This window comes from Pantanalinema rosaneae CENA516, assembly GCF_050753385.1.
GTDB lineage: Bacteria > Cyanobacteriota > Cyanobacteriia > Leptolyngbyales > Leptolyngbyaceae > Pantanalinema > Pantanalinema rosaneae.
Genome location: NZ_JBLZFZ010000035.1, coordinates 1 through 23,506, shown reverse-complemented (window position 1 = coordinate 23,506; position 23,506 = coordinate 1). Strand labels below are relative to the sequence as shown.

At 49.9% G+C, this 23,506-nt stretch carries 17 protein-coding genes; 9 read left to right on the top strand and 8 right to left on the bottom strand.

The annotated features are described in order from the left end of the window. Positions 1-64: 64 nt before the first annotated feature. Positions 65-823 (bottom strand): HEAT repeat domain-containing protein, encoded by a 759-nt coding sequence (locus tag ACN4EK_RS19430; protein WP_431659832.1) that lies wholly within the window; start codon positions 821-823, stop codon positions 65-67. A 635-nt stretch (positions 824-1,458) separates the two neighbouring features. Between ACN4EK_RS19430 and ACN4EK_RS19425 the strand changes: the two genes are divergently transcribed. Then, positions 1,459-1,872, top strand: coding sequence for a Na-translocating system protein MpsC family protein (locus ACN4EK_RS19425; RefSeq protein WP_431659831.1), 414 nt, complete (start codon positions 1,459-1,461; stop codon positions 1,870-1,872). 73 nt (positions 1,873-1,945) lie between these two features. On the opposite strand, the gene alaS is transcribed toward ACN4EK_RS19425, so the two are convergent. The 4 genes from alaS to ACN4EK_RS19405 form a co-directional block, all read right to left on the bottom strand. Beyond that, entirely contained in the window at positions 1,946-4,573 is a 2,628-nt protein-coding gene (alaS, locus tag ACN4EK_RS19420; RefSeq protein WP_431659830.1) for an alanine--tRNA ligase, read from the bottom strand. 181 nt (positions 4,574-4,754) lie between these two features. Further along, positions 4,755-5,228: a globin family protein gene (locus ACN4EK_RS19415; RefSeq protein WP_431659828.1), complete on the bottom strand. Its 474-nt coding sequence runs from the start codon at positions 5,226-5,228 to the stop codon at positions 4,755-4,757. A 139-nt stretch (positions 5,229-5,367) separates the two neighbouring features. Further along, entirely contained in the window at positions 5,368-5,853 is a 486-nt protein-coding gene (locus ACN4EK_RS19410) for a 2Fe-2S iron-sulfur cluster-binding protein (RefSeq protein ID WP_431659826.1), read from the bottom strand. 106 nt (positions 5,854-5,959) lie between these two features. Then, entirely contained in the window at positions 5,960-6,928 is a 969-nt protein-coding gene (locus tag ACN4EK_RS19405) for a hypothetical protein (protein ID WP_431659825.1), read from the bottom strand. Between the two features lie 214 nt (positions 6,929-7,142). On the opposite strand from ACN4EK_RS19405, the gene ACN4EK_RS19400 reads away from it, so the two are divergent. The 4 genes from ACN4EK_RS19400 (at position 7,143) to ACN4EK_RS19385 (ending at position 13,992) form a co-directional block, all read left to right on the top strand. Continuing rightward, on the top strand, positions 7,143-8,168 hold the full coding sequence (locus tag ACN4EK_RS19400) for a LysR family transcriptional regulator (RefSeq protein ID WP_431659823.1): 1,026 nt from the start codon (positions 7,143-7,145) through the stop codon (positions 8,166-8,168). Positions 8,169-8,174: 6 nt separating this feature from the next. After that, positions 8,175-9,242, top strand: a complete 1,068-nt coding sequence (locus ACN4EK_RS19395) for a protein kinase domain-containing protein (protein ID WP_431659821.1) — start codon at positions 8,175-8,177, stop codon at positions 9,240-9,242. 690 nt (positions 9,243-9,932) lie between these two features. Then, positions 9,933-13,490 (top strand): sensor histidine kinase, encoded by a 3,558-nt coding sequence (locus ACN4EK_RS19390; RefSeq protein ID WP_431659820.1) that lies wholly within the window; start codon positions 9,933-9,935, stop codon positions 13,488-13,490. A gap of 205 nt (positions 13,491-13,695) precedes the next feature. Then, positions 13,696-13,992, top strand: a complete 297-nt coding sequence (locus ACN4EK_RS19385) for a hypothetical protein (RefSeq protein WP_431659818.1) — start codon at positions 13,696-13,698, stop codon at positions 13,990-13,992. Between the two features lie 35 nt (positions 13,993-14,027). Here ACN4EK_RS19385 and ACN4EK_RS19380 read toward each other — a convergent pair whose 3' ends face one another. Continuing rightward, positions 14,028-16,595, bottom strand: coding sequence for a chloride channel protein (locus ACN4EK_RS19380; protein ID WP_431659816.1), 2,568 nt, complete (start codon positions 16,593-16,595; stop codon positions 14,028-14,030). Between the two features lie 337 nt (positions 16,596-16,932). Here ACN4EK_RS19380 and ACN4EK_RS19375 point away from each other — a divergent pair, with 337 nt between their 5' ends. After that, positions 16,933-17,322, top strand: a complete 390-nt coding sequence (locus tag ACN4EK_RS19375) for an AbrB family transcriptional regulator (RefSeq protein WP_431659814.1) — start codon at positions 16,933-16,935, stop codon at positions 17,320-17,322. A gap of 285 nt (positions 17,323-17,607) precedes the next feature. On the opposite strand, the gene ACN4EK_RS19370 is transcribed toward ACN4EK_RS19375, so the two are convergent. Next, on the bottom strand, positions 17,608-19,524 hold the full coding sequence (locus tag ACN4EK_RS19370; RefSeq protein WP_431659812.1) for a chloride channel protein: 1,917 nt from the start codon (positions 19,522-19,524) through the stop codon (positions 17,608-17,610). A 562-nt stretch (positions 19,525-20,086) separates the two neighbouring features. On the opposite strand from ACN4EK_RS19370, the gene ACN4EK_RS19365 reads away from it, so the two are divergent. The 3 genes from ACN4EK_RS19365 to ACN4EK_RS19355 are packed head-to-tail and all read left to right on the top strand — an operon-like array spanning position 20,087 to position 22,308. After that, the gene (locus ACN4EK_RS19365) at positions 20,087-20,485 is read left to right on the top strand and encodes a hypothetical protein (protein WP_431659810.1); all 399 of its coding nucleotides are present in this window, start codon (positions 20,087-20,089) and stop codon (positions 20,483-20,485) included. Positions 20,486-20,521: 36 nt separating this feature from the next. Then, positions 20,522-21,844: an APC family permease gene (locus ACN4EK_RS19360; protein ID WP_431659809.1), complete on the top strand. Its 1,323-nt coding sequence runs from the start codon at positions 20,522-20,524 to the stop codon at positions 21,842-21,844. Between the two features lie 56 nt (positions 21,845-21,900). Then, the gene (locus ACN4EK_RS19355; RefSeq protein WP_431659807.1) at positions 21,901-22,308 is read left to right on the top strand and encodes a hypothetical protein; all 408 of its coding nucleotides are present in this window, start codon (positions 21,901-21,903) and stop codon (positions 22,306-22,308) included. Positions 22,309-22,350: 42 nt separating this feature from the next. Here ACN4EK_RS19355 and cobW read toward each other — a convergent pair. Continuing rightward, on the bottom strand, positions 22,351-23,506 hold a 1,156-nt coding region (gene cobW / locus ACN4EK_RS19350), incomplete at its 5' end, for a cobalamin biosynthesis protein CobW (RefSeq protein WP_431659805.1).

Below are 23,506 nucleotides of genomic sequence, written 5' to 3'. Positions count from 1 at the left end.
AAGTTAGAGCATAGAAGGCATAGGGTTAAGCGTGATCCTGTGCCTTCTGGTGATACAGGTTGGCTTAGAGGAAGCCTTCCCGCTCTAGTTCCTCAATTAACTGGAGGCCGCGAGGATCACCCAGCTTGAGCAGAGCCGATCGGGCATCCTCCCGCACTCCTAACTCTTCGTCTTCCACAAAAGTTTCTAACAACGCATCGATCGCTGTAGCGTAGACCACATTGGAAGGCAGTTCCCGACACAGTTGCCCCACTGACCAGGCACAATTACTGCGAACGGCGGCTACGGGATCGCGGCGTAAGCCTTCAATCAGGGGCGGAATCGCGGCAATCACCGCATCATAGCCAACGGAAGCCATTTGAGCCAGAGAACTGGCGGCCCAGAGCCGAACTGCTGAAATATCGGTCTTGAGGGCATCGATTAGGGTTGGTAACGAATGGCGATCGCGACAGTTACCTAATGCCCAGACCACCCCTTTACGGACGTAGCCATTCCAATCTTCGTTATATCGGGCGATCAGCGGTTCTACGGCATCAGGACTAGGGTTACGACCCAATCCGTAGGCAGCGCTAACCCGCACTAACGGACAGGGGTCAGTTAATAGTTGGATCAGATGGGGAATGGCGCGATCGTCTTGCAGTTCACAAAAGGCGCGGGCTGCCAACATGCGCTGGTTGGTGTCAGGGGACTCCAGCAATGGCAACATTTCTTCCGGATCAGGCTTAGGTTCCGCTGATTCCGCATCAACGGCTGCCATCTGATCTAAGGGGCTTTCTAGGTCGTCCTCAATATCGAGGATGCTTAGCTCATCGTCATCATACATAACTGTAACTTTACCGCACAGAGCGACCCTGTTTAGAAGGGGAAAGCAAAATGGCAAGTGTGCTGGGTAGGGCTATAGAGAAAATGAGGACAGGAGATGTTACTTAACACATTTAAAAGGAGTGTGGCAAACATTTCTTCGATTACTGCAACATAATTTTATATTGGCTTACGAAATTTTACGATCGAGGAATTTGTGCTGACTAAGGAATGAGAATTAAATCAGTTCGAGATTGGGTAGGGGCGGGTTTGCTGTCAAATCCATTGCAGGATAGAGCTTGATCGGCTACGCCCGTACAGTTACGGTTTGATTAAATCCACGCTCCTAGGCTCCCGCCGCATGGGAATATCTCCCACGCTCCTACTTGCACAAGTAGATAACTGAGTAATTCCGATCGTAGTCTTTGATAGAAATTTGACTTTAAGTAACTTATCAAAATATTTTTCGTTATAAACAAACATATTTTTTTTGGATCTGTCTTAGTGTAGAGTTTGCTGTCTCCATAAAGATTTAATCCCAGGAATTGAAAGGAAGTAATGCAGGCTACGCAGAGTTAATTCCAAAGGCAGATTTACGAATGCCGATTTTCCTAATTAAATATTCATTAGCTAAAAATGAAGGCAGATTTTACTCCTATGACAGGCTCGATTCCTACATCTGGTCAGTTAGAACGAACATTATCTCAACGCATTCTCGCCCTTTATCGGACTCAAACTGGACATCGGTTAGAGCGAGTCAGCAGTCAGATTGTTGACCGAAAGGTTGTGATTGTCTTGGAAAATTCAGTCACACAACCCGCCCAGTTCTTGCTAGGGAATGGCAAGGAAGAGTTAGCGGAAGAAGTTCATCTCAATCTGAATGAAGCTATCCAACCTCAAATTCGCAAATTGATTGAAGAGGTCGTTGGCGTGGCTGTGATTGACTTGCTGAGTGATGCCAAGTTGGATACAGAACGTACTGGTTTTATTGCCTTACTGGCAGAAACACCTCAACTCAACACCCGATCGACAGCGAGTAAAGTCAGCAGCGAGGCTCGGAAGGTATCTTAAAACCGATTTCAGCCATTCATCTAGGGCAGCAGGACGCATCCCATCCGTCCCTAGATGAATTTAGAGGCTGGAATTACTGCAAGCCAGACTGTAACTGTTGTTTCGCCGTTGCCAAGGCTTCTGGCAGTTTACTGGCATCCCGTCCTCCTGCCTGAGCCAAATTCGGTCGGCCACCACCGCCACCGCCACATAGTTTAGCGATCGCACCCACAAGTTTGCCAGCCTGTAACCCTTTTTTGACTACGCCGGGACTGAAGGAAGCCACCAGACTTACCTTGCCCTCCTCCGGGATGGAACCCAAGACCACCGCCCCATCCTTCAGTTTTTGCTGAAGTTGTTCAGCCGCCGTGGTTAAGGCATTAGCATCTACACCATCCAGCTGCGCGACGAGAATCTGAAACTCGCCCACTGCTTCGGCTTGGTTCAGTAAGCTATCCGCTTTGGCTAAGGCTAACTGGCTCTTGAGCGTGTCCAACTGTTTTTGGGTGGATTTCAGTTCATTTTGTAGCCCCGTAATACGATCGGGAATATCCTCTGGCTTGACTTTAAACCGATCGCTCAGATCCCTAACGACGCTATCACGCAGATTCAGGTATTCCAGTACCGCCGGTCCTGCGACCGCTTCAATCCGCCGAATCCCAGCCGCAACCCCTGTCTCAGACACAATTTTGAACAGCCCAATTTCGGCAGTATTCCGCACATGGGTACCGCCACAGAGTTCGATCGACACGCCAGCCACATCCAACACTCGCACTTCACTGCCATACTTTTCGCCAAACATGGCGATCGCCCCCCGAGCTTTTGCCTCGGCTAACGGTAAGACATAGGTTTGGGCATCATGGGCTTCAGCAATCCAGATATTCACCTGTTCTTCAATTTGCTGGAGTTCTTTCGCCGTTAAGGGGCGGGGACAATGATAGTCAAACCGCAGGCGATCGAAGGCAACCAGGGAGCCAGCCTGGGAAATGTTGTCATCGACAATTTGCTTCAGGGCAGATTGTAATAAGTGAGTAGCCGTATGGTGTGCCTGTGCTCGACGGCGGCACGCTAAGTCAATTTGCGCCGTCACCACATCCGCGACATGGAGGGTTCCTCGCTCAATCCGACCGTGATGGACAAAGAACCCAGCCTGCTTCTGGACATCTTCCACCCGTACCAAGACATCGCCACCTGACAGATAGCCGCGATCGCCAATCTGTCCCCCCGACTCGGCATAGAACGGGGTTTGATCCAGCACCACTTGAACTGAACTGCCTGCCTCTGCTTGTTGAACCAGTTGCCCATTCACCAATAACGCCTTCACTTCCGCCTCGCTAGAGGGTTGGGTATAACCGAGAAATTCCGTTTCCGCGATGTGATTAATCAGTTGATTTAAGCCATTTTGAACGGTTAAATCCACGGTTTCATGGGCTTGCTGGGAGCGGATGCGATCGCGTTCTTGTTCAGCCTCAAACTCCTCTAGATCAACCGTTAATCCCTGTTCAGCAGCAATTTCCTGCGTCATTTCTAGGGGGAAGCCATAGGTGGCATAGAGATCGTAGGCATCCTTGCCAGAAATTTGTCCTCCTTTTCCGAGGCGATCGATAATTTCTGCCAGGATCTTTTCACCCCGCTCCAGGGTTTTCAGGAAGTTGATTTCCTCGCGTTGCAACGCCACTTTGATTGTGGCTTCCATTGCTCGCACCTGGGGATAGGTTGCTTCAGCCAGAGCGATCGCGGTTTCCGCCACTTGAGGGGTAAACTCTTGCTTAATGCCAATTTGCCGACCGTAGCGAATCACTCGTCGGATCAGCCGCCGTAACACATACCCCCGCCCCAGATTGGACACGGTAATGCCATCCGCGATCATGTGGACGACTGCCCGAATATGGTCGCCAATTACCTTAAGCGCAATTTTAGTGGCATTATCGGCTTTAGCATAGTCAATGCTAGCAATTTCTGCCGCCGCCTTAACGATCGGGAAAATCAGATCTGTCTCATAGTTGTTCGGCACTTTTTGCAAGACTTGTGCCATTCGTTCCAGTCCTAACCCCGTATCAATGTTTTTGTTCTGCAACGGGGTCAGATTGCCATCAGCATCCCGGTTGTATTGCATGAACACCAGGTTATAGACCTCGATAAACCGGGTGTCATCTTCCAGATCGATCGTGTCGTCGCCCTGTTCGGGATGGAAATCGTAGTAAATCTCGGAGCAGGGGCCACAGGGTCCCGTCGGGCCCGATGCCCAAAAGTTATCCTTGGCACCCATGCGCTGAATCCGGTGTTCCGGCAGACCCACCTCATCCCGCCAGATGGCAAAGGCTTCATCATCTTCCTCAAACACACTGACGACTAAGCGCTCGGGTGGCAGATTGTAGACCTGGGTACAGAGTTCCCATGCCCACGCGATCGCCTGGGACTTAAAGTAATCCCCAAAGCTAAAGTTACCCAGCATCTCGAAGAAGGTGTGATGCCGAGCGGTGCGACCCACGTTTTCAATATCGTTGGTACGCAAGCATTTTTGGGCAGTGGTGGCACGGGGAAATTCCGCCGCCTGTTGTCCCAAGAAAATCGGCTTAAAGGGCAGCATTCCCGCGATCGTCAACAACACAGTCGGATCTTCGGGAATCAGAGAAGCACTGGGCAGAATCTTGTGCCCTTTTGCTGCATAAAAGTCGAGAAACGCTTGCCGAATTTGCGCACCGCTCAAAGGAGTAGCCATGAGGTTCTGTCTAGGGAATTAAGAGTAACGAGATCGGGATAGAATGCCAAAAATTACCGTTGCTCACACCGAAATGCTTCAGGTTGACGGTAGATTGCGCCACGGCATCGTAGCTGCATCAGTCATCTTTCTTAATCATGCCGCATGATCTGGCAAACTAGACGACCCGACTGGCGATCGCTTATTTGGTTCCCAGGAGTTTCTGATTCATTTCCAGAATTGGGCAAAATAGGCTTGCCTGAACAGGAGACAGGTATTGCTTGACCACTTCCTGCATGGTGGCGTAGGTCAGATGGCAACTGCGTTGTGCCCCAAAGGCTTTCATGATGCTTTGAAACCAGAACAGTAGCCGTTCCTGTAAGGTGGCAGGGTCATCCAGCAGCATCGCGATCGCCGAATACCGCAAAACACGAATCGTATCCCGTTTCCATTTGGCACTCAGGTCATCCTGCTGGACTTGAAACATCGTGGGATCAAGGGCTTGCAAGCGGGTATAGACCTGTTGCACGATCACCGCTTCCGCTGCCTGGAGCTTTTGGTAGGTTTGCAGTCTTAAGCCAAACGATCGGGCATATTGATTGACGAATAGCAGTTCTGCGTCTGTGGCAAACCGACCATCCGTTTCCACACTTAACTTCTGTAATTGGCTTAACATCAGGTTTGCTTCCTTGGAGTGGGTCGATCTGGACTTAATATTCCCGTCCTCCAAAGAAATGTAACACTTAGTTAAGTTTGTTGAACGATTAAGAACGCTAATGGGCACGAATCAAGCTAGTGCGTGAGTGGGTACTCCGTTACACATCCGTAGATTGAGCAAAGAATTCTCCCATTTTGAAGCTGGTCGTATCTTCAATCTGTTTCAAAGTCGATCGGGTAATTAACTTGCCAGTTTCGACTAGCACTTGACCCGTAATCGGATGTAAGAGGTCTTGCTCAGCCCGTCTACCAATTAGTGCCTCAATATCTTTAATCGAATTGACATACATCCCAGGCGGTAGCTCAACGATGACCCCATTCTGTAGAACCCTGGCCTGACACGCCAACCGCGAGTTGGTCTTGCAGGTAGTAATCACTTCCAGGGTGCGTTGTTCCCGGCGGTTAATCGGTGAGAGGGATTCCATGCCCTCACGGACATAGACATGGCAGGTAGCACACATCCCCCGACCGCCACACTCTTTTAAGACATCCAGGTCTTTGTTGATTAATACCGAGAGTAAATTGCCATTGGTTTCGATCGAAGTTTCCTGGGCGATCGGTTCGAGCCGGACAATTTTAGCCATTGAATCAAAACTCCTTAAGGGTCGGGGAAGGTTGAACGGGTGAGGGAGGTGGGGAGGAAGAGGAAAGTAGAAAAGCGAGAACACCAAACTGCTGATGGCTCACTATTCAGGCTTTATTGCCCAGTAGCAGCGCCTTTTGCTCCCCGGTCAATGCCCTTTGTTCGATCAGTTGGGGAAAGTCGCGGATCACCTGAGAACACCGCTTAATAAAGGCAGCAATCCATTCTTGCACCCAAACTTGTTGTTCGTTGCTCAGGGGGTGCAGAAGTTCCTGAGGGGTAGAACTGGTGAAGCTGACCTGCGCCGAGCGATCGATTTGAAAATTGCTGAGCCAGTCGTGACTGGGACGAGTAGATTTCCAATAGTTCACAATCACATGAGTCCCCAGAAATTGGGTTGTAAATTGACTTAAGTGGTTTAAGGCGGTAACCAAATCCTTAATGCTGGCTGCCGGCGCGATCGTAGCGGCGACTGGAGCCCCGTCGGGAATGGCAGAAACAGGCGGCGTGGTTGGCGGAACAGTGGGCAGCGGGGTGACGATGGGGGGAGCGGCAATTTCCGTGGGGGCAGGGGGGGATTGAGTCACGCTGGCAGGTTTGGACTGAATCGGAATCGGGGCATGATTAGATGAAGAAGTGATCCCAGGGTCGAGCGTTCTGTTACCGTTGGTGGGGGATTTGCGATAGCTGATGCCGGATAGGGTAATGTTGCCAGCAATCAGGCGAAAGGTAGCGATCGCGTTGGCGATGTCTTCTCGTAACGAAGCCTTGAGGTTTTTAATGATTTGTAAATAATCTGAATAAACTAAATCATCTCGCGTCAAAACCAACAAAATAATGCCTCGATCGAGTTTATAAATATGCACCTGATGACCCGTAAATTGAAACTCAAAGGATTCAAATCCTTCAGGAATGGTTTCAACAACTTGCAAAATTCCTTGGGCTAAGGCTTCCTTTTGCTGAAAGTTCAGGGTTTGATCCACACCACAAAAGTACGGTCGAGAGCGACCATCCATTAGGGCAACACCCGCAATTCCTGGTAAATTCAGAAAGTCCTGGATAACTTCCTGTTTCATAGATTCCTAAGTTTACGTTTCGACACAATGCCTGCCCTGATTTACGTTTCTACACAATGTATGTCTGAACGCATTTCCAGAGGCTTGAGCAACTATTTATGGTACGGTTTTGATTCTAGAAGCCCCTGAATTTGTTGATTCATTTTCCTTTCTCATCTAGCATTCTGCTCCCAATCATGTTCAGGCTCCTTTCATAACTTCAGGTTTAGCTGTTATGTCTGACCTTCCTTTTACTCTGGATCAACTCCGCATTCTTAAAGCGATCGCCGCTGAGGGGAGCTTCAAGCGTGCTGCTGATAGCCTTTATGTATCTCAGCCTGCTGTTAGTTTACAGGTGCAGAACTTAGAGCGTCAGTTGGACGTACCCCTCTTCGATCGGGGGGGCAGACGGGCACAACTGACCGAGGCCGGTCATCTTCTCCTGAGCTACGGTGAGAAGATTTTGACGCTTTGTCAAGAAACCTGCCGCGCGTTAGAGGATCTGCAAAATCTCCAAGGTGGCACCCTGATTATTGGAGCCAGTCAGACGACTGGAACTTACCTCCTTCCCCGCATGATTGGGATGTTCCGGCAAAAGTACCCTGATGTTGCCGTACAACTGCATGTTCACTCAACTCGACGCACCTCCTGGAGCGTGGCAAATGGACAAATTGACCTAGCCATCATCGGGGGGGAAATTTCTCCTGAACTCCAGGACTCCTTAGAAATTATTCCCTACGCTGAGGATGAACTAGCACTGATTCTGCCTGTTTTCCATTCTCTCGCAAAAGAGGAGGTGATTCAGAAGGATGATTTGTATAAGCTGCAATTTATTGCCTTAGATTCCCAGTCAACCATTCGCAAGGTGATCGATCAGGTATTAACAAAATGTGGGATTGAGACGCGGCGACTCAAGATTGAAATGGAACTCAATTCGATCGAAGCCATTAAAAATGCAGTGCAATCGGGTTTAGGAGCGGCATTTGTTTCCATTTCTGCGATTGAGAAAGAACTGCAAATGGGGGTATTGCATCGGTCAAAAATTCAAGATGTCGTCGTTAAACGGATGCTATCCGTGATTGTGAATCCTAATCGCTATCGCTCCAAAGCGGCGGAGGCATTCTGTCGCGAGATCTTACCCCGCTTCGCTTCCTATACGGCTGAGTTACAACGGTATACAGCAGGACATCCTGATCCTCTATCGAAAGCAATTCCTGCGGTGTTAGAGAATCCTCTCGTCGTGCCGGATATTGACTCATAATGGCCTATGAATTTATATTGCACCCGTCCAGGTTGTTTGCAACCTCTCAACTCGTTTACGGATCTGGATGACTTAGCGACATTAAAAACGGTATCCCAAAAATATTGCTCATGTTGTGGGATGCCATTGATTTTGCTGGGTCGTTATTTACCCCTCAAACTATTAGGTCGAGGAGGATTTGGGACAGCCTTTTTAGCCCGCGATCGCTATACTCCGGGACTGCGGCAATGTGTTGTCAAGCAGTTTCAGCCTGCGGTCAACCTGACACCGGAACAATTTGAAACGGCGAAAGAGTTATTTGAACGGGAGGGCGAAGCGTTAGAAACTCTGGGCAATGCCCATCCGTGGATTCCTGACCTATTCGCCTTTTTTGAACTCACCGTTTCCGGGCTGCCACCCACCCCAGAGGAAACATTTTTCTATCTGGTGCAAGAGTTCATTGATGGGCAAACGATGGAGGAAGAAGTCGCTCAAAAAGGACTCCTCACGTCCGATGAAGTGTTAGATATGTTGGCACAAGTATTGCCCATTTTGACGTTTATTCATGAGCGGGGGGCAATTCATCAGGACATTAAGCCCTCCAATATCATGCGCCACCGGAACGGACAATTTTATTTGTTAGATTTTGGGTCTGCCCAACAAGTGACGACCCGCAACACAGGTGCTAAAGCTTCCGGCATCTACTCATTGGGATTTGCGCCCCCTGAACAAGTGGCAGGGAACCCGGTTTATCCTGCCTCTGATCTGTATGCGTTGGCGGTTACCTGTATCGTCATGTTGACGGGCAGGTTGCCCAATCAGTTGTTTGATGCGGTGGACAAAATTTGGCAGTGGCAAATTTATGCCGATCAGGTGGATCCACTGTTAGCCGATGTATTAAACCAAATGCTGGCTCTGCCGATTCAGCAACGATTTCAGTCTGCTACCGCTGTTTTGCAGGCATTACAACCGGAGCATTCGAAGCATGTTTTTCCGACGATTAAACCTGTGGCACATCGGATAGGAGTAAATCTACATATTCCTCCTACCGCTCCACCAAGTCTCTCAACTCCGACTGAGTTGCAATTGCCTTAGCCAAGTTAGCGATCGCGATCGACCCTTGAGTGGTATCTGTTACAGTCTTGCTGGCGTAACGTTAGCCCATAGCGGCTGCATGGTTCCTGATTACGGTTAACCAGTTCGCTGATGCAATTTTTCTACCTCCGCTTCCTGCCAATGCTGAGAGATTCAGAGCAAACATGTTAGCACCCTGCCTCAATTAGCCATAAGGATATGAATTTTTACATATTCTGTCACAGAGTCGTGAAACTCGATGGGCACAATGATAATGGATAATCTAATTAGGATTTTTATATTGTGGTAGAAGTGTCTCAAGATTTCTGAAGATCTGTCGTTAAAGTTGCCCCCCTCACTATTAGACAGGGCTTCAGACTACTGATTTGTTGAGCAAATTTCTTTAAGTAAATTGTTTTCTTTGCAGGCTGATCTACAGCTGTTCTCAAATGAATGCACCACACTTGTCAATTCGGTCAGCCCCCTTTTCTAGTATGCCCGTAGGGCTTTAAGCCCCCTTTCTAGGATGCCGTCAGGCTATATTCTGGGGGACTTTGGCTCCTGTATCCCCAATTTTGGGGGGCTAGGGGGGGCGAGAACTGCTATAAGTTTTGTCATTGAACTTAGTGGGCAATTTGTCTTAAAACTTGCCAGAGCTTGAGATTAATCAGTTTCACATTTCTAAAAAACTCGTTATCGCATACAGCCCAAATGAATCACCTGATATTACCGGGTCAAGTTATTTGGCAATTGCCCTGGTCAGACCTGATTTCGTTACTGCATCGGTTACCCGAAGCGGTTGCCACTGGTAGTAGACTTCAGGCGGTTATTATCGGAGGAGAGGATGTTGCCCTGTGCCAAACATTACAGCAAATCTGGCAACAGGCTGTAGCCAACGGCTTGAAGCAGACGAGTCCATCTAGCGCCCCACTAACGTCGGTTGGTAGCCACGGTCAGACTGAGTCATTGCCGGACGTTACCCGTTCTAGCCGTCGAAGGCGCTACTTACGTCGGTTGATCAGCAAAGCCCCCCCAGAGCAGGAAATGCCACCGATCGCCAATGCCCCAAGTTCGGCAGCGGTAACCTGGGCTTCTACGCATGCAGACTCTCACCACTCCATCTTGCCAACTCTGATGGCTCACCCTGCGACTCAGGCAATCACCTGCCAGCATCTGGTTTGTCTGGAGGGAGTAGAAGCCGGGATTTTGCTCGTGGCAGCGCATTTTCAGGTATGGCTTGAATTGCGATCGCCGCCTACACCGAAGGCGATTGAACCGGTGCGGAAACTACCAACGAGTCATTCAGGGATCTCCAGTCATCCCCTGGTGGCTAACCCGGAACTATGGCAGGTCGAATTGAGTTTAGATCCGCAAAGGTTGGCAATGCTACTCGTCAATCCCGTCATCACCGCGATCGTGCCCCAGGTCACATCCCCAGTGCTTGATCCAGATGACCAGACGATCGCCTTGAAAGTTTTTTGGGCACACTTGCTCAAATTGTTTCAGGTGACAGCACCGTTCTCAGCCTGGTTTGCTCCCTCTCCACCTATTGCCCCCTCCTCGACTCCGCCTGCAACTAGGATGCCATCTACCCTGGTGGATGAACTATTTTTAGCGGCTCCTGTCGGGATGGTGCAACTGGCACTAGATGGCAGCATCATGCGGGCAAATCCAGCATTTTGCCAGCTAACGGGTTATCGAGAGGCGCAACTGCGGCATTTAGATAATCGAGCCATTTCATATCCAGAAGATTTTGCGGCGGAACTGCGAGTGATCCAGCAGTTAGTCAACCATCAGGTGCATCAGCCAGTGTTGCAGAAGCGCTATTGGTGTAGCGACGGCTCTCTGCTGTGGACAGAGGTAAAACTCTCGTTAGTGGGTGATCCAGAAGCAGAGGACAGCTATTTACTCAGCTTTGTTACCGATCTGAGCATTCAAAAACAGGCAGAGCAGGAAATTCATCAACGGCGAGAGTGGGAAGGTCTACTCAATGATATTGCCGCTCAGATCCGAACCACGCTGGATTTGCAAGTGATTCTACAGGGAGCCGTAGAACGGTTGCGGCAGGTGTTGGACACCGATCGGGTGTTGGTGTATCAAATGGCAACTGATGGGAGTGGCTGTTGTACGGCTGAAGCCGTGACTGCTCAGACTATTTCCATGCTGGGACAGTCTTTTCCAGCCGATTGTATGCCGCCTCCCTCGCTTACGGCCTATCGCCAGGGTCGCCTGTGGAAGATGGCAGATTTGCAACAGGAATCGTTGGCGGAGTGTCATCGCGCCATGCTGGAACAAGTCCATGTCCGCAGCATGATTGCCACCGCGATCCTCAGCATGGATGAAACGCTGGAGCCAGACAAGCGCACCCTGTGGGGACTGCTGGTGGTGCATCATTGCCGAGTCCCGAGAAGCTGGACAATCGATGAGCAGCAACTCGTCCAAGCTGTGGCTAATCAAATTGCGATCGCGCTGGAACAAACTCGACTCCTGCAACAGTTAAAAGCCCAAACCCAGGAGTTAGAAGACCGGGTACACCAACGGACGCGATCGCTGGAACAGTCCCTGCAATTTGAGCAACTGATCCGCACTCTGACCGAGTCGTTACGCCAGGATCTGGATGAGAACCATATTTTTGAGGCCGCCGTGGAGGGGGTACGGTCTACGCTGAATTTGGATATCTGCTGGCTGACATTGCTGCAACCGCAACCCGGTCAGCTCAAAGCCTGTTATACCGCTTTTAGTTCCCCAACTCCGCCGAACCGGATAGAGGCAGGCAAACGGCTGACCTTAACCGATCTGCCGCTGATTTGCCAGGAGCGCTTACAGATGGGGCAATCGGTTGAGTATGTCTGTGCGATCGAGCAAGCAAGATGTTGGTTGGCACTTGACTCTGACTGGGAGGCTCCGGCAGATATGACCGCATCCCCTGCCATTACTTTGCTGATGAATCCGATTATGGATACCCAGGGGCTAGAGGGGGTGTTGATTCTGGGGCAGTGGCAAGCCCGCTCGTTTGAGCCAACCGAAATCAAGTTATTGGAACAGGTGACGCACTATTGCGCCATCGCCTTGCGACAGAATCGCTTGTATCACCAGGAGCATGAACAACGGTTAAGTGCCCAATATTTTCGGTTATTTCTGGAAAAGTCGATCGATGTGTTTGTGGAATATGATCCGGAGTTGCGCTACATCTCGATTAATCCAGCTGGGAGTGTTTTACTCGGGCGATCGCAGGCTGAGGTAATTGGTAAGACCAACCGGGAACTGTTAGGGGGGATAGCGGATGCCATAGAACCCTTAATTCAGCAGGCGTTTGCCACGGGTGAGAAGGTCTTTGTTAATCACGAGGTCAGTCTGCCCCAGGGGACGCGAGTGTTTGAGACGATTTACGCCCCCATTCTTAACCCTGTGGGAATCGTGCAACGGGTGATTGGAGTCTCGCGGGATGTCACCGAGTTAAAACAACAATGGCAGTTACTAGAACATCAAAATCAACAATTAGCCGAAACAACGCGGTTAAAGCAGGAATTTGTGGCGACTACTAGCCATGAACTACGGACTCCCCTGACTGCAATTCTGGGATTTTCTAATGTGCTGCTGCAAGAATTTTTTGGTGAATTAAATCTAAAACAAAAGGATTATATTGAGCGAATTCATGCCAGTGGTCAGCATTTATTGGATTTAATCAATGACATTTTAGATTTATCGCGCTTAGAAGCCGATCGCTTGGAACTGGAATTGCAAACCATCTTTGTGCCAGATGTTTGTGAGGGGGTTATTAGCCTGATTCAAGAACGGGTCATGCATCAGGGATTAACCCTACAAGTGGATATTGCGGCTGATATTGAATGGATGGTGGCTGATCCCCGACGACTGAAACAAATGCTGCTCAATTTACTCACAAATGCCGTAAAGTTTACGCCCAAAGGTGCGGTCGGTTTGCAGGTGTATCGCCGATCGCACCCTGTAGACGATCGAGGGACAACGATGCACTCAATGGGGTCTGCCCTGGAAAATCGAGCCACTGAAATGATTCATTTTCTGGTGTGGGATACGGGAATTGGTATTGATGAAGCGGATCAACGCCTGCTGTTTGCACCCTTCTCACAAATTGATAGTTCTTTAGCCCGTAAGCATCAGGGCAGTGGCTTAGGGTTAGTCATTACGCGCAAATTAGCTGAGTTGCATGGTGGTACAGTGACCCTGCGATCGAGAAGTGGTCAGGGGGCACAATTTACCGTGTCTCTACCCTTACAGCAGTCTGCCTAAAATCACGCTTGATCATCCCCCTTAAAGCTGGTTTTTTAGTTAATTCTCGCGGTTAAATCGGGCAATTTTGTGGACAGTTTAGCTCAGACAAATGGCGGAGTGGGTTCCGTCAGGTCGCGCTTAGTTAGTTTCAGTTTCGTTCTTAGGATAGGAGTAGATCTGGTGGGAAACTTTCAGATTAAACGCTATATTCGGTTTGAAATTTATGCCAGAGCTAACAGAGTTTCATCGGGGTTGGATGATTGAGATTACTCAAACGGAAGAACGGTTTACAACCACTTGCTATTCTCCCAACGGCAGCCGTTTACATCAAAGCGCTGGCTATGGAAGTTGCATGGCAGCATGGCGGGCGGCGATCGAGTTAATTGATGAATGCTGTGTGCGGCTGGCATTAAAACGGTTTTTACGCGAGCTATATGATACCGATCGCTTAACCTTCGACGAGTGGCAACAACTGCATCAGTCTCTGGATAAAGTCACCTGGGAAGGAACCCCCCTGTAACTGTCCCTGTAACTGTGGTAAGGGACTATCCCTGGTCAGGCGGATTTTCTCACCAGAATCACCGTACAGTTCGATTGCCGAGCGATCGCCTCCGGAATATTCCCTTGAATCGCCTGTTGTAATAGCCCCTCACGGCTTGCCCCCACCAAAATCACATCACATTGGGTGGCGTGAGCCATATCAACGACCGCTTCAGGGACTGAGCTAGCACAAACTAACGTCGTTACGATCGCACTATGGGGTAATCGTTGCCGGAGAAAGGCGGCTTCCTGTTCTAACAACTGGCTATTTTGATTGGTGTCTGAAGCATGAAGAATTTGACAGAGCCGGATCTCTGCCTGGGGATTCAGAGTCACTAAGGCAGGCAATAATTGCACCGCATAATGAGCATTCGGGCCTCCAGCGATCGGCACAAGCCAACGCGAAAAGGTACTCTGACCAAATTTAACCAGCACCACATCACAGGCGGCTTGGCGAATTGCCGTATCAACCGTATCCCCAAAAATCCGTCCGGGCGTGGAGGTACTTCCCTTCCAACCCATCAGCAGCAGATCGATATGCCGCTCCTTCACGGTTTCTAAGACCGCCTGGGCGATCGTATGGGACAGGCGGATCTGCGTGTGGATTGGAATCTGCCAGTGTTGTCCCTGGCGATCCACCCGTTTGAGTAACCGTCGGCTCAAGGTCGTACTCATCGTCGTTTCGGCAGGAGAGCTATGGCGGGGCACCGAAATCACCTGCAAACACTCCATCTCATAGTGACGTTCCCGAGCGATCGCGCCTGCTAGTTGAACTAACCGATCCACGGTTTGGGGATTACTGAGCGGCACCAATAAGCGTCCCTGTCCGGTGGCGGGCGATCGCGTTTGGTAGACCACGTAGGATGGTTCAGGCCGTGGACCCGGTCGATCGTCCTGTCGTCGGAGTTTGTCGGATTCCACTTGCAAAATGTCGCTGCGGGTAATGATGCCCACCAATTTGCGATGGTCTACAACCGGCAATCGGGATAATTTATATCGAGAGAGTAAATAGAGCACCTGAGTCAGGGTGTCATAGGGATTGACGGTAATCGGGTGGGGGGTCATGATTTCGCTCAGACAGGCACTCCCAGGTAACTGGCGTTGACCAATTTTGTCTAAATCGGTTTGGGTGACAATCCCCACCAGTCGCCCCTGCTCCAGGACGGGAAAGCCCCGATGGTGCGATCGGGCAAAGGCTTGCATCACCTCATCTAGCGTCATTTGACTTTTGAGGATTTCCACCTTCGTTTGCATCACTTCCGCCGCCGTTAAACGTGTCCAGAGCCCATCATTCGAGGTTTCGGATTCTAAATGAATGCCTTTTAATGCCAGAAGATTGGTATAGAGCGAACCGGGAGCTAACTGCTCAGTTACCAGATAAGCCGTGACCGAACTAATCATCAACGGCAGCACTAACTTAAAGCTGGTTGTCATTTCAAATACAATGACGATCGCGGTAATCGGGACTTTTGCCACCGCTCCAAAAAAGGCTCCCATACCCGTTAAGGCATAGATCACCGGATCTCCGCCTAACACGGGATGGGCAACCATGCCAACCAGGCGACCCAGAGCCGCACCTAAGACTAAACTGGGAACAAACAATCCTCCTGGGGTTTCCACACTACACGCAACGATCGTCAAAATGAATTGCACGACAAACGCGCTAGCAATCATTTGCCAATTCGCCTGATCTGCCGTGAGAAAAATCTGCACACTGGTCGTGTCTCGGAAGTCGAGGGGCAGTAACCCAGTGACTAAACCCGAGATCAATCCGGCTAACCCAATTTTCCAGGGTAACCGTAGGGGCAGCACTCGCCGGTTAAACTGCAAACTGGTCAGGATACTGCGATTAAACAACGCCGCTAAAATTCCGACCAGAATTCCTAATAGGAGAAAAAAGGGAGTTTCCGGCAGGGAAAAGCTATTTTGCGTCGCCGCCGGATTGATGCCCAATCGCAAACTCGGTCCTCCCAATAACCTGGAAATCACCCCGCCAGTAAACGATGCCAGGATGGCAGTTCCTAAAGTGACGCTTGATAAATCCCGTAGCAATTCTTCAATCACAAACATTACCCCGGCGATCGGGGCATCAAACCCCGCCGCTAAACCTGCCGCCGCTCCCGCCGCGATCAATTGTCGTTGGTGATCGGGGGAGGTGGGCACCCAGCGACTCAGTTGTGCCGCCAGAGCCGCGCCAATTTGCACTGTAGGTCCCTGCCGTCCCAGGACAAACCCTGAACTGAGTGTGAGAGTCGTGCTGATTAATTTGACGATCGCGACCCGTAAATTGAGGGCGATCGGGACATAGGCTAGGGCAGCTTTCACCTGTGGTACACCACTCCCCGTTGCTTCTGGAGCCACCCGCTCAATCAGCCATCCCGCTAGACACCCCCCCACCAACCCCACACTGGGCAGTAGCACCCAGGCAGGTAGCCCAATCGTTTCCTGTATCCGCCATGCGCCCAACCAATTAACACTTTGCTTTAATAAAACAGCCGCTAAGGCTGCCACTAAACCAATGACAACAGCCTCTAGGATGGCAAGCCGTTTTGCTGTTAACAGAGGGTAAAAGGATCTGAACAAACGGATAGCGTGGTGTTAGGTTGACCTAAATTTAGTTGACAAAAATACTTCTGAACCCATCACAAACAGGATGATTCTAAAGAAAACTCTGCCTATTTTACAGATACTTCACAGAAACTTCGTGACGGTATGAGTAACTAATCTGCCTCGATCGCGGGGATCTCGTGATTAACATCAATCCATAAAATTTGATCGCAAGAAAATAGTAGATATCGTTTTGGAAAAATCCTGTTATCAGTGTAGTATGATCTCAGATACCGATACGAACTAGGTAATTTGATCGCCAGGTCAGTATCAGTAATCCTAAAGTCCATTGCCATTGTTCTAAGTTAAGTTAATGACCAAAAAGAAGAAGATCGAACCCCTGACTGGTGAGTCGTTACTGAAAAAGGTTAAAGAGCTGGGTAATCTTAGCAAAGAAGAAAAAGCGAGAGAGTGTGGCTACTATACCGTTACAAAGAATGGTGTAGAGCGGGTCAATATGATGAAGTTTTTAAATGCCTTGATTGATGCCGAAGGCATTGAGTTAGATGGCAAAGTTGGACCGAATGGACGCGGCGGTCGCAGTGCTAGCTATCGTATCAGTGTGCAGTCAAATGGTAACTTGCTGATCGGTTCTGCTTACACCAAGCAAATGGATCTACACCCCGGAGATGAGTTTGAAATTTCTTTGGGACGTAAGCATATTCAGTTGAAGCAAGTTGATTCAGTCGGGGAAGAGGTTTAGGTCGTGACGACTGCTGCGTTAACTACTTCCCTCCATTTCAACCAAGCAGCAAAAAGAGGATAAAGGTTTCCTGGCTGTCTGGATCTGGAAAAGATCAAGGATATTGTGGGTTATTCACGATATTTAGATAATGTGGTTCCCTGTTTGCACTGAATTATGAATCTGGAAACAATTGATTGGATGACAGTCGGCATTGTTGGTTTTGCTGCCATCATTTTTATGGGTGGCATGCTGATGATGTTTACTGGAATTTGGACCAGTCGCGATCGCTAAATCCGGTTTGAACTAGGCTGATTGCTGAACCGTTGGCAGGCTCACAGGTTCTGGCGTTAAGCCAACTGTCAAATAGGGTCGTAATGCCTTACGAGTCACCGCCAGGCTAGAAATGAGTTGGATTTTTTCCTGTTCCAATACTCCGAGAATGTGGCAGGGGTTATTGCGATCGACGACTGGCAGTTGCCGCAATCCTCTCGCTGCCATCCGACTCATCGCTTCTGCGATCGATTCATCTTCGTAAACCGAAAGCACATCTTTTGTGCAAATATCACCTAGTTTCTGATTCAGCACACTCGTTAGCGGCAGATCGGGAGTACTCTGATCCGCTGTTTCCCAATTGGCGATCGCTCGATTAATGTCTTGTAGCGTAACAATGCCAACTAATTGGTTCGCATCATCAATCACTAAGGCACTATACATCTGGTGTCGGGTGAGCGCTAATCCGGCATCTAAGACCGATAGAGCGTTCGGTAAGGCTAAAAAGTTTTGATGCATCGCCTGAAGCACTGGCAGTTGATGCATTAACTCGGTGGGTTGATTGGGGTCTTCGTTTAAGCCGATGGCTTGAATCGCCGGAGTGCTTTGGGCGATCGGCCGTAAGTATTCAATTAACCAAACACTGAGACCGACGGCAGCCATTAACGGCAAAATAATTCGATAATCACGAGTTAATTCAAACAATAATAAGATCGCGGTCAGGGGTGCCCGAGCGCTCGCCGCTAATACCGCCGCCATCCCAACCATCGCGTAGGCAGGGGGAGCCGCAATACTTTCGGGTGCTAGGGGTAATACCTGAGCCAGGACTTTACCATAGGCAGCGCCTAACGATGCCCCTAAAAACATAGCTGGAGCAAACAACCCCCCTACCAACCCACTGCCCAAACTAACAGCCGTCATCGCTAACTTCACAGCTAATAAACTGATCAGTAAAGGTAGCGAAAAATCGGCATCCCGCAGCATGGCTTCCACCGTTTCATAGCCAATCCCCAGGATTTGAGGAAATTGTAAGGCGGCAATCCCCACAATCAAGCCACCCAACATCGGTCGCAACACTAAGGGAATTTGTGCCATCCAGCCGAAGCAAGGCACTTCCCCTTGAAAGCTGCGTTGAATGAATTGGATAGTTTGGGTATAAGCGATCGACACTAAGCAAGCAAACAGCCCCAAGCCCAGATATAGCGGCAGTTCCAACGGACTCCGGACTTCATAGCTAGGTAACGTAAAGGCAGGTTGCCCACCTAACCCAATCTGCGAGATCAGGGCAGCAACTACCGCCGAGAGTAATACGACGCTGACTGCCGAAGTGGCAAAGGTTGTCCCCAACACTACTTCTAAGGCAAAGAATACGCCCGCGATCGGGGCATTAAATCCAGCCGCAAGCCCGGCCGCCGCCCCCGCCCCTAACAATAGCCGTTGGCGTTCCTGAGATACCTGTAGTGCCTGTCCTAATAGCACACCAATATTACCGCCTAGCTCCACACTGGGACCCTCGGGCCCTAACGATGCGCCTGTGCCCAAGGAAACGGAAGCCGCGATCGCCTTGGCAGAAAACTTGATCGACGAGACTCGTTGAAAGGCTTGGGGGGCAGAAATCAACGATGAAAGGCTCGGTCCAAAATCGGTGAGCCAGCCCCGCATGATGCCAACCATTAGCCCACCCAAGCAAGGGATGGAGGCAAGTGTCCAAATGCCCCATCCAGCAATCAATCCCATCAGATCCTCCAGCATTAAACTGCGGATTTGATGAATCAACCAGTGAAATAATACAACCGCCAACCCAGTTCCACCGCCAATCACTACAGCTAATAGTAGGACTACAGTTTCAGGGGTAGGTTGTAAGCGATTGAGTGTGCTAGTCAGGCGGGACGTTGGCGCAGAATGAAGGGAATTACCAGCGCTAGCTGGAGGCGGAGAACTGACGTTCATTAATGTAGAGCCAAATAAAAAATGAAATATAGCTTAAACTTTTATTGCTTATTTCTATTTTGCGCGATGATACGGCTTGCCGACAAGTCCTCAAGGGCTTATCCTGTAAGGAATTTAGCGGTTTCCAGACAAGCTTGATTTAACTTAATGATAGTTGACAAAACTCGACGATTCTGAGAAGTGAGGGCGATTGTCAAGCTCAACTTGCCCCAAGGTACTGGGTAAATCTCACCATTTCTGAGCAATGGCATTTGATCTTCACAGGGTTCTCATAAGTTTTAGCCATGATGAATTTAGTCTCGATCCAGAGGACTCGGTTTAAATTAGAGCTATAAGATTGAGACTGCCCTGCCTCCTGCGATCTTGCCTAACCCTGGCTACTCTGTTGGCTATTCTGGGAGACAAGTTGCGGTCAGGTATCCCCTAAGGGCAAGTAACGTTAAAAAAGGTAAATGTTACTTGGGAAGGTAGCCTAGATTCTAGGTAGACTAGGGCAGTTTAGTATGAAGCTATTCCTTTTGGTAGAGTGCAGATAACCTGACTGCGAAGTTGAACGACTCTAATGGATGCTCACACTTTCGATCCCCCTTCCTTTACCTGTCCGATCTGTAACCACACTCAGACGGTAAAACCCCATAAGCTGTTCACTGGGCTGTTAACCTGTCAGCACTGTCGGGAGCGTCTTGTCGTCAGTTGGAGCGGTCATTATGTCCGCGATCCATTTACGTTGAAACAGTTTGCCACCCGGCGACGGCTGCGGTTAGAGAGTCATCCCCTCGCGCGAATTCGGCGAGATTTATGGGTGGCTGGGCAACCTGTGCTGTTAGCGGTACTGGGTAGTGCCGCGTTTTTAGGAGTGCTACTGTTGTTTCAGCGTGGACTCACCTGGGGAGAAAGTTTTTCGCTGCCAGAAGCCTCCCCGATCGTGGAAGACCATCCACCCACTCACACTTCTAACTAGCCCTGCTTTGGATAAGTTACCTATATCTAGTCGCCTGTGAGTTCTCCTCCCTTGCTTAAGCAACAGTTAGGCATCCCAGGCGCTGTTTTCATGGGCTTGGGATCGATTATCGGTACAGGGGTTTTTGTCAGTATTGGGATTGCGGCTGGAATTGCTGGATCAGCTGTTGTGTTAGCCGTAGCGATCGCGGCGATCGTGGCAATTTGTAATGGCTTAAGTGCAGCACAATTGGCGGCAAATCATCCAGTCAGTGGGGGGACGTATGAATATGGCTATCGGTATCTAACTCCCTGGATGGGGTTTACGGCAGGTTGGTTATTTTTACTGGCTAAAACCGCTTCAGCCGCCACCGCTGCCCTGGGATTTGCAGGTTATCTATTGGCGGCGATCGGCATCACTTCATCTTCTTGGTTGGTTGCGATCGCCCTATTAACGGTACTATTGCTGACCTTGCTGGCATTAAGTGGCTTACAACGCTCCAATACAGTAAATATTGTCATTGTCTCGATCACCTTGCTGTCCCTGGGAGCCTTTATCCTGGCAGGCTTACCCGTTCTGGCTACCCAAGGAACCACGCATTTAACCCCGTTCTTTCCCGTCGATCGCCCGATCGCTGCCATCCTCCACGCCAGTGCCCTGATGTTTGTTGCCTACACCGGCTACGGACGCATTACCACGATGGGCGAAGAGGTGCATCATCCCCGCCGCACGATCCCCCGAGCGATCGTGATCACCCTGGGGCTAACGATGCTACTGTATCTGGCAGTCGCGATCGTTGGAGTTGGGACGGTAGGAACTGGACAACTCAGCCAACTGACGCACTTGGCGGCTCCCTTAGAAGTTGCTGCCCGTCAATTTCCAACTCCTGGGGTGGCGATCGGGGTGGCGATCGGAGCCATGACCGCGATGTTGGGGGTGCTGCTGAATTTAATTTTGGGATTGTCGCGGGTATTGCTGGCAATGGGACGGCGGGGAGATATGCCTGAAACCGTCGCTCGCCTGAATCGTGCCAGAACCGCTCCGGTAGTAGCAGTGTTAGTGGTAGGTGGGGCGATCGCGCTCTTAGTCTGCACTGGCAATGTCAAAACCACCTGGTCCTTTAGTGCCTTTACCGTGTTGGTCTACTATGCCCTGACCAATTTAGCCGCTCTCCGGTTAGCTCCAGCCGAACGCTTATATCCCCGTTGGATTGCCTGGGTAGGATTTGGCTCCTGTCTGCTGTTGTCGTTTTGGGTTGAACCCGAAATTTGGTTAGTTGGGGTGGGCTTAATTCTGAGTGGATTAGTCTGGAAAATTGCGATCGGGCGATTAGGTCGCCAACAGAAAACCGAGCGTCAACCCAGGGAACGCAGCCAATAAAGGATAAAGTAATGAACTAGGTATTTTGCCGTTATCCTTTTTGGTGCCGTGCCATTATGCAGCTTGAGTTTGTTCCCGTTGAGGAATTCTACTTTGCCCTTACCCTAGCTGTCAGAACGCTAGAGGAGTTATCCGTCCCTGGATTGTCTGAACAAGTCCGTGTGCGTCTGGAACAAGAATGTGGTCAGCCCTCGACGGTGGCGGCTGCCAGTCAGAATTCCTATAACTATGTATTTCGCGTCAAAGATATAGATAACAGTCCGGCAAATCAACTGATTGTCTCGATCGCGGATTGGCAAGGCAATTTGCGGTTGAGTAGTGACTATGGCTGGACTCTCGACGAGCAACGACGACCCGTTCGCACTGAGAAATTTGACCAACGATCGCAGTTCTGCCAACAATTGCAGACTTACTTGCAGGCGTGGTTACAACTTCCCATGCTGCAATCGCAGGAACAAACCTGAAGGGTGATTAATCGGGGCAAACCATGATCCGCCCCGATCGATCTACTGGACGGCTGAGGGCTGGCGATCGATCGCGCTCTCAATTTGCGCCGCATCCAACGCCCGACCGATCAACACTAAGCGAGTTTGGCGGGGTTCCTCAGTTTGCCAGGGGCGATCGTAAAAGGTATCAAACCGATTGCCGACTCCCTGCAAAACCAACCGCATGGCTTTATTGGGGACAGCGACAAAACCTTTGATGCGATAGATCTCCTGGTGTTGAACCAGATCCTTGAGGCGATCGATTAGCTCAGTCGGCTCAAAGGTACGATCGAGGCAGAGATGGACGGAATTAATGTCGTCATCATGGTCATGGTCTTCCTCCGTGTCATGATGGCTGGGACGACGATCTAAACTATCTTCAACCGCCGCATTAAACCCTAACAACACATCCGGACTAATCTCACCATGTAAACAGGGCAGAATCTTCACGCCTGGAGCCACTTCCTGTTCTAACCACTGCTGAACTTGATGCAGAGTTGTTTCGTCCAGGTGATCCGCTTTGGTTAGTAACACCAAATCTGCACAGGCAAGTTGATCCTCAAATAATTCTTCGATCGGGGTTTCGTGATCCAAACTATCATCGGCTTGCCGTTGGGCTTCCAATGCTGCTAAATCACCGACGAATTGACCATTGGCTAGAGCTTCACTATCAACCACGGTGATTACGCCATCTACAGTGGCGGCTGTGCGGATCTCATTCCAGCGAAAGGCTTGGATTAAAGGCTTAGGCAAAGCTAATCCCGAGGTTTCAATCACCATGCAATCAATTTGCTCACGGCGTTCTAAGAGTGCTTGCATCGTCGGCAAAAATTCTTCTTGCACAGTACAGCACAAGCAACCATTGGTGAGTTCGACAATTTCTGTGGTACTGCCTGTGTCATCGTCGCAAACCTGACACGATCGCAGCAAATCACCATCAATTCCCACTTCCCCAAATTCATTCACTAAAACGGCGATGCGTCGTCCCTGGTTGTTCTGAAGCAACTGCCGGATTAAAGTTGTTTTTCCGGCTCCTAAAAAGCCTGTGATGATGGTGACGGGAATTTTGTGCATGGCTTCTCGTTCTGGCTTGACAGTCTTAAATCCTTGGTGACTGTAGCACAGGAGCAGGGTGGGGAGATAGGGGAGATATGGGAGCTGTCTCTTATACACATCT

Excerpts from the sequence above, each read along its gene's own strand:
- ACN4EK_RS19430 (WP_431659832.1), bottom strand. The coding sequence starts at position 823 with ATGTATGATGACGATGAGCTAAGCATCCTCGATATTGAGGACGACCTA.
- ACN4EK_RS19365 (WP_431659810.1), top strand. The coding sequence starts at position 20,087 with ATGGATGCTCACACTTTCGATCCCCCTTCCTTTACCTGTCCGATCTGT.
- ACN4EK_RS19400 (WP_431659823.1), top strand. The coding sequence starts at position 7,143 with ATGTCTGACCTTCCTTTTACTCTGGATCAACTCCGCATTCTTAAAGCG.
- ACN4EK_RS19355 (WP_431659807.1), top strand. The coding sequence starts at position 21,901 with ATGCAGCTTGAGTTTGTTCCCGTTGAGGAATTCTACTTTGCCCTTACC.
- ACN4EK_RS19410 (WP_431659826.1), bottom strand. The coding sequence starts at position 5,853 with ATGGCTAAAATTGTCCGGCTCGAACCGATCGCCCAGGAAACTTCGATC.
- ACN4EK_RS19370 (WP_431659812.1), bottom strand. The coding sequence starts at position 19,524 with ATGAACGTCAGTTCTCCGCCTCCAGCTAGCGCTGGTAATTCCCTTCAT.
- ACN4EK_RS19395 (WP_431659821.1), top strand. The coding sequence starts at position 8,175 with ATGAATTTATATTGCACCCGTCCAGGTTGTTTGCAACCTCTCAACTCG.
- ACN4EK_RS19385 (WP_431659818.1), top strand. The coding sequence starts at position 13,696 with ATGCCAGAGCTAACAGAGTTTCATCGGGGTTGGATGATTGAGATTACT.
- ACN4EK_RS19405 (WP_431659825.1), bottom strand. The coding sequence starts at position 6,928 with ATGAAACAGGAAGTTATCCAGGACTTTCTGAATTTACCAGGAATTGCG.
- ACN4EK_RS19375 (WP_431659814.1), top strand. The coding sequence starts at position 16,933 with ATGACCAAAAAGAAGAAGATCGAACCCCTGACTGGTGAGTCGTTACTG.
- ACN4EK_RS19415 (WP_431659828.1), bottom strand. The coding sequence starts at position 5,228 with ATGTTAAGCCAATTACAGAAGTTAAGTGTGGAAACGGATGGTCGGTTT.
- ACN4EK_RS19390 (WP_431659820.1), top strand. The coding sequence starts at position 9,933 with ATGAATCACCTGATATTACCGGGTCAAGTTATTTGGCAATTGCCCTGG.
- alaS (WP_431659830.1), bottom strand. The coding sequence starts at position 4,573 with ATGGCTACTCCTTTGAGCGGTGCGCAAATTCGGCAAGCGTTTCTCGAC.
- ACN4EK_RS19425 (WP_431659831.1), top strand. The coding sequence starts at position 1,459 with ATGACAGGCTCGATTCCTACATCTGGTCAGTTAGAACGAACATTATCT.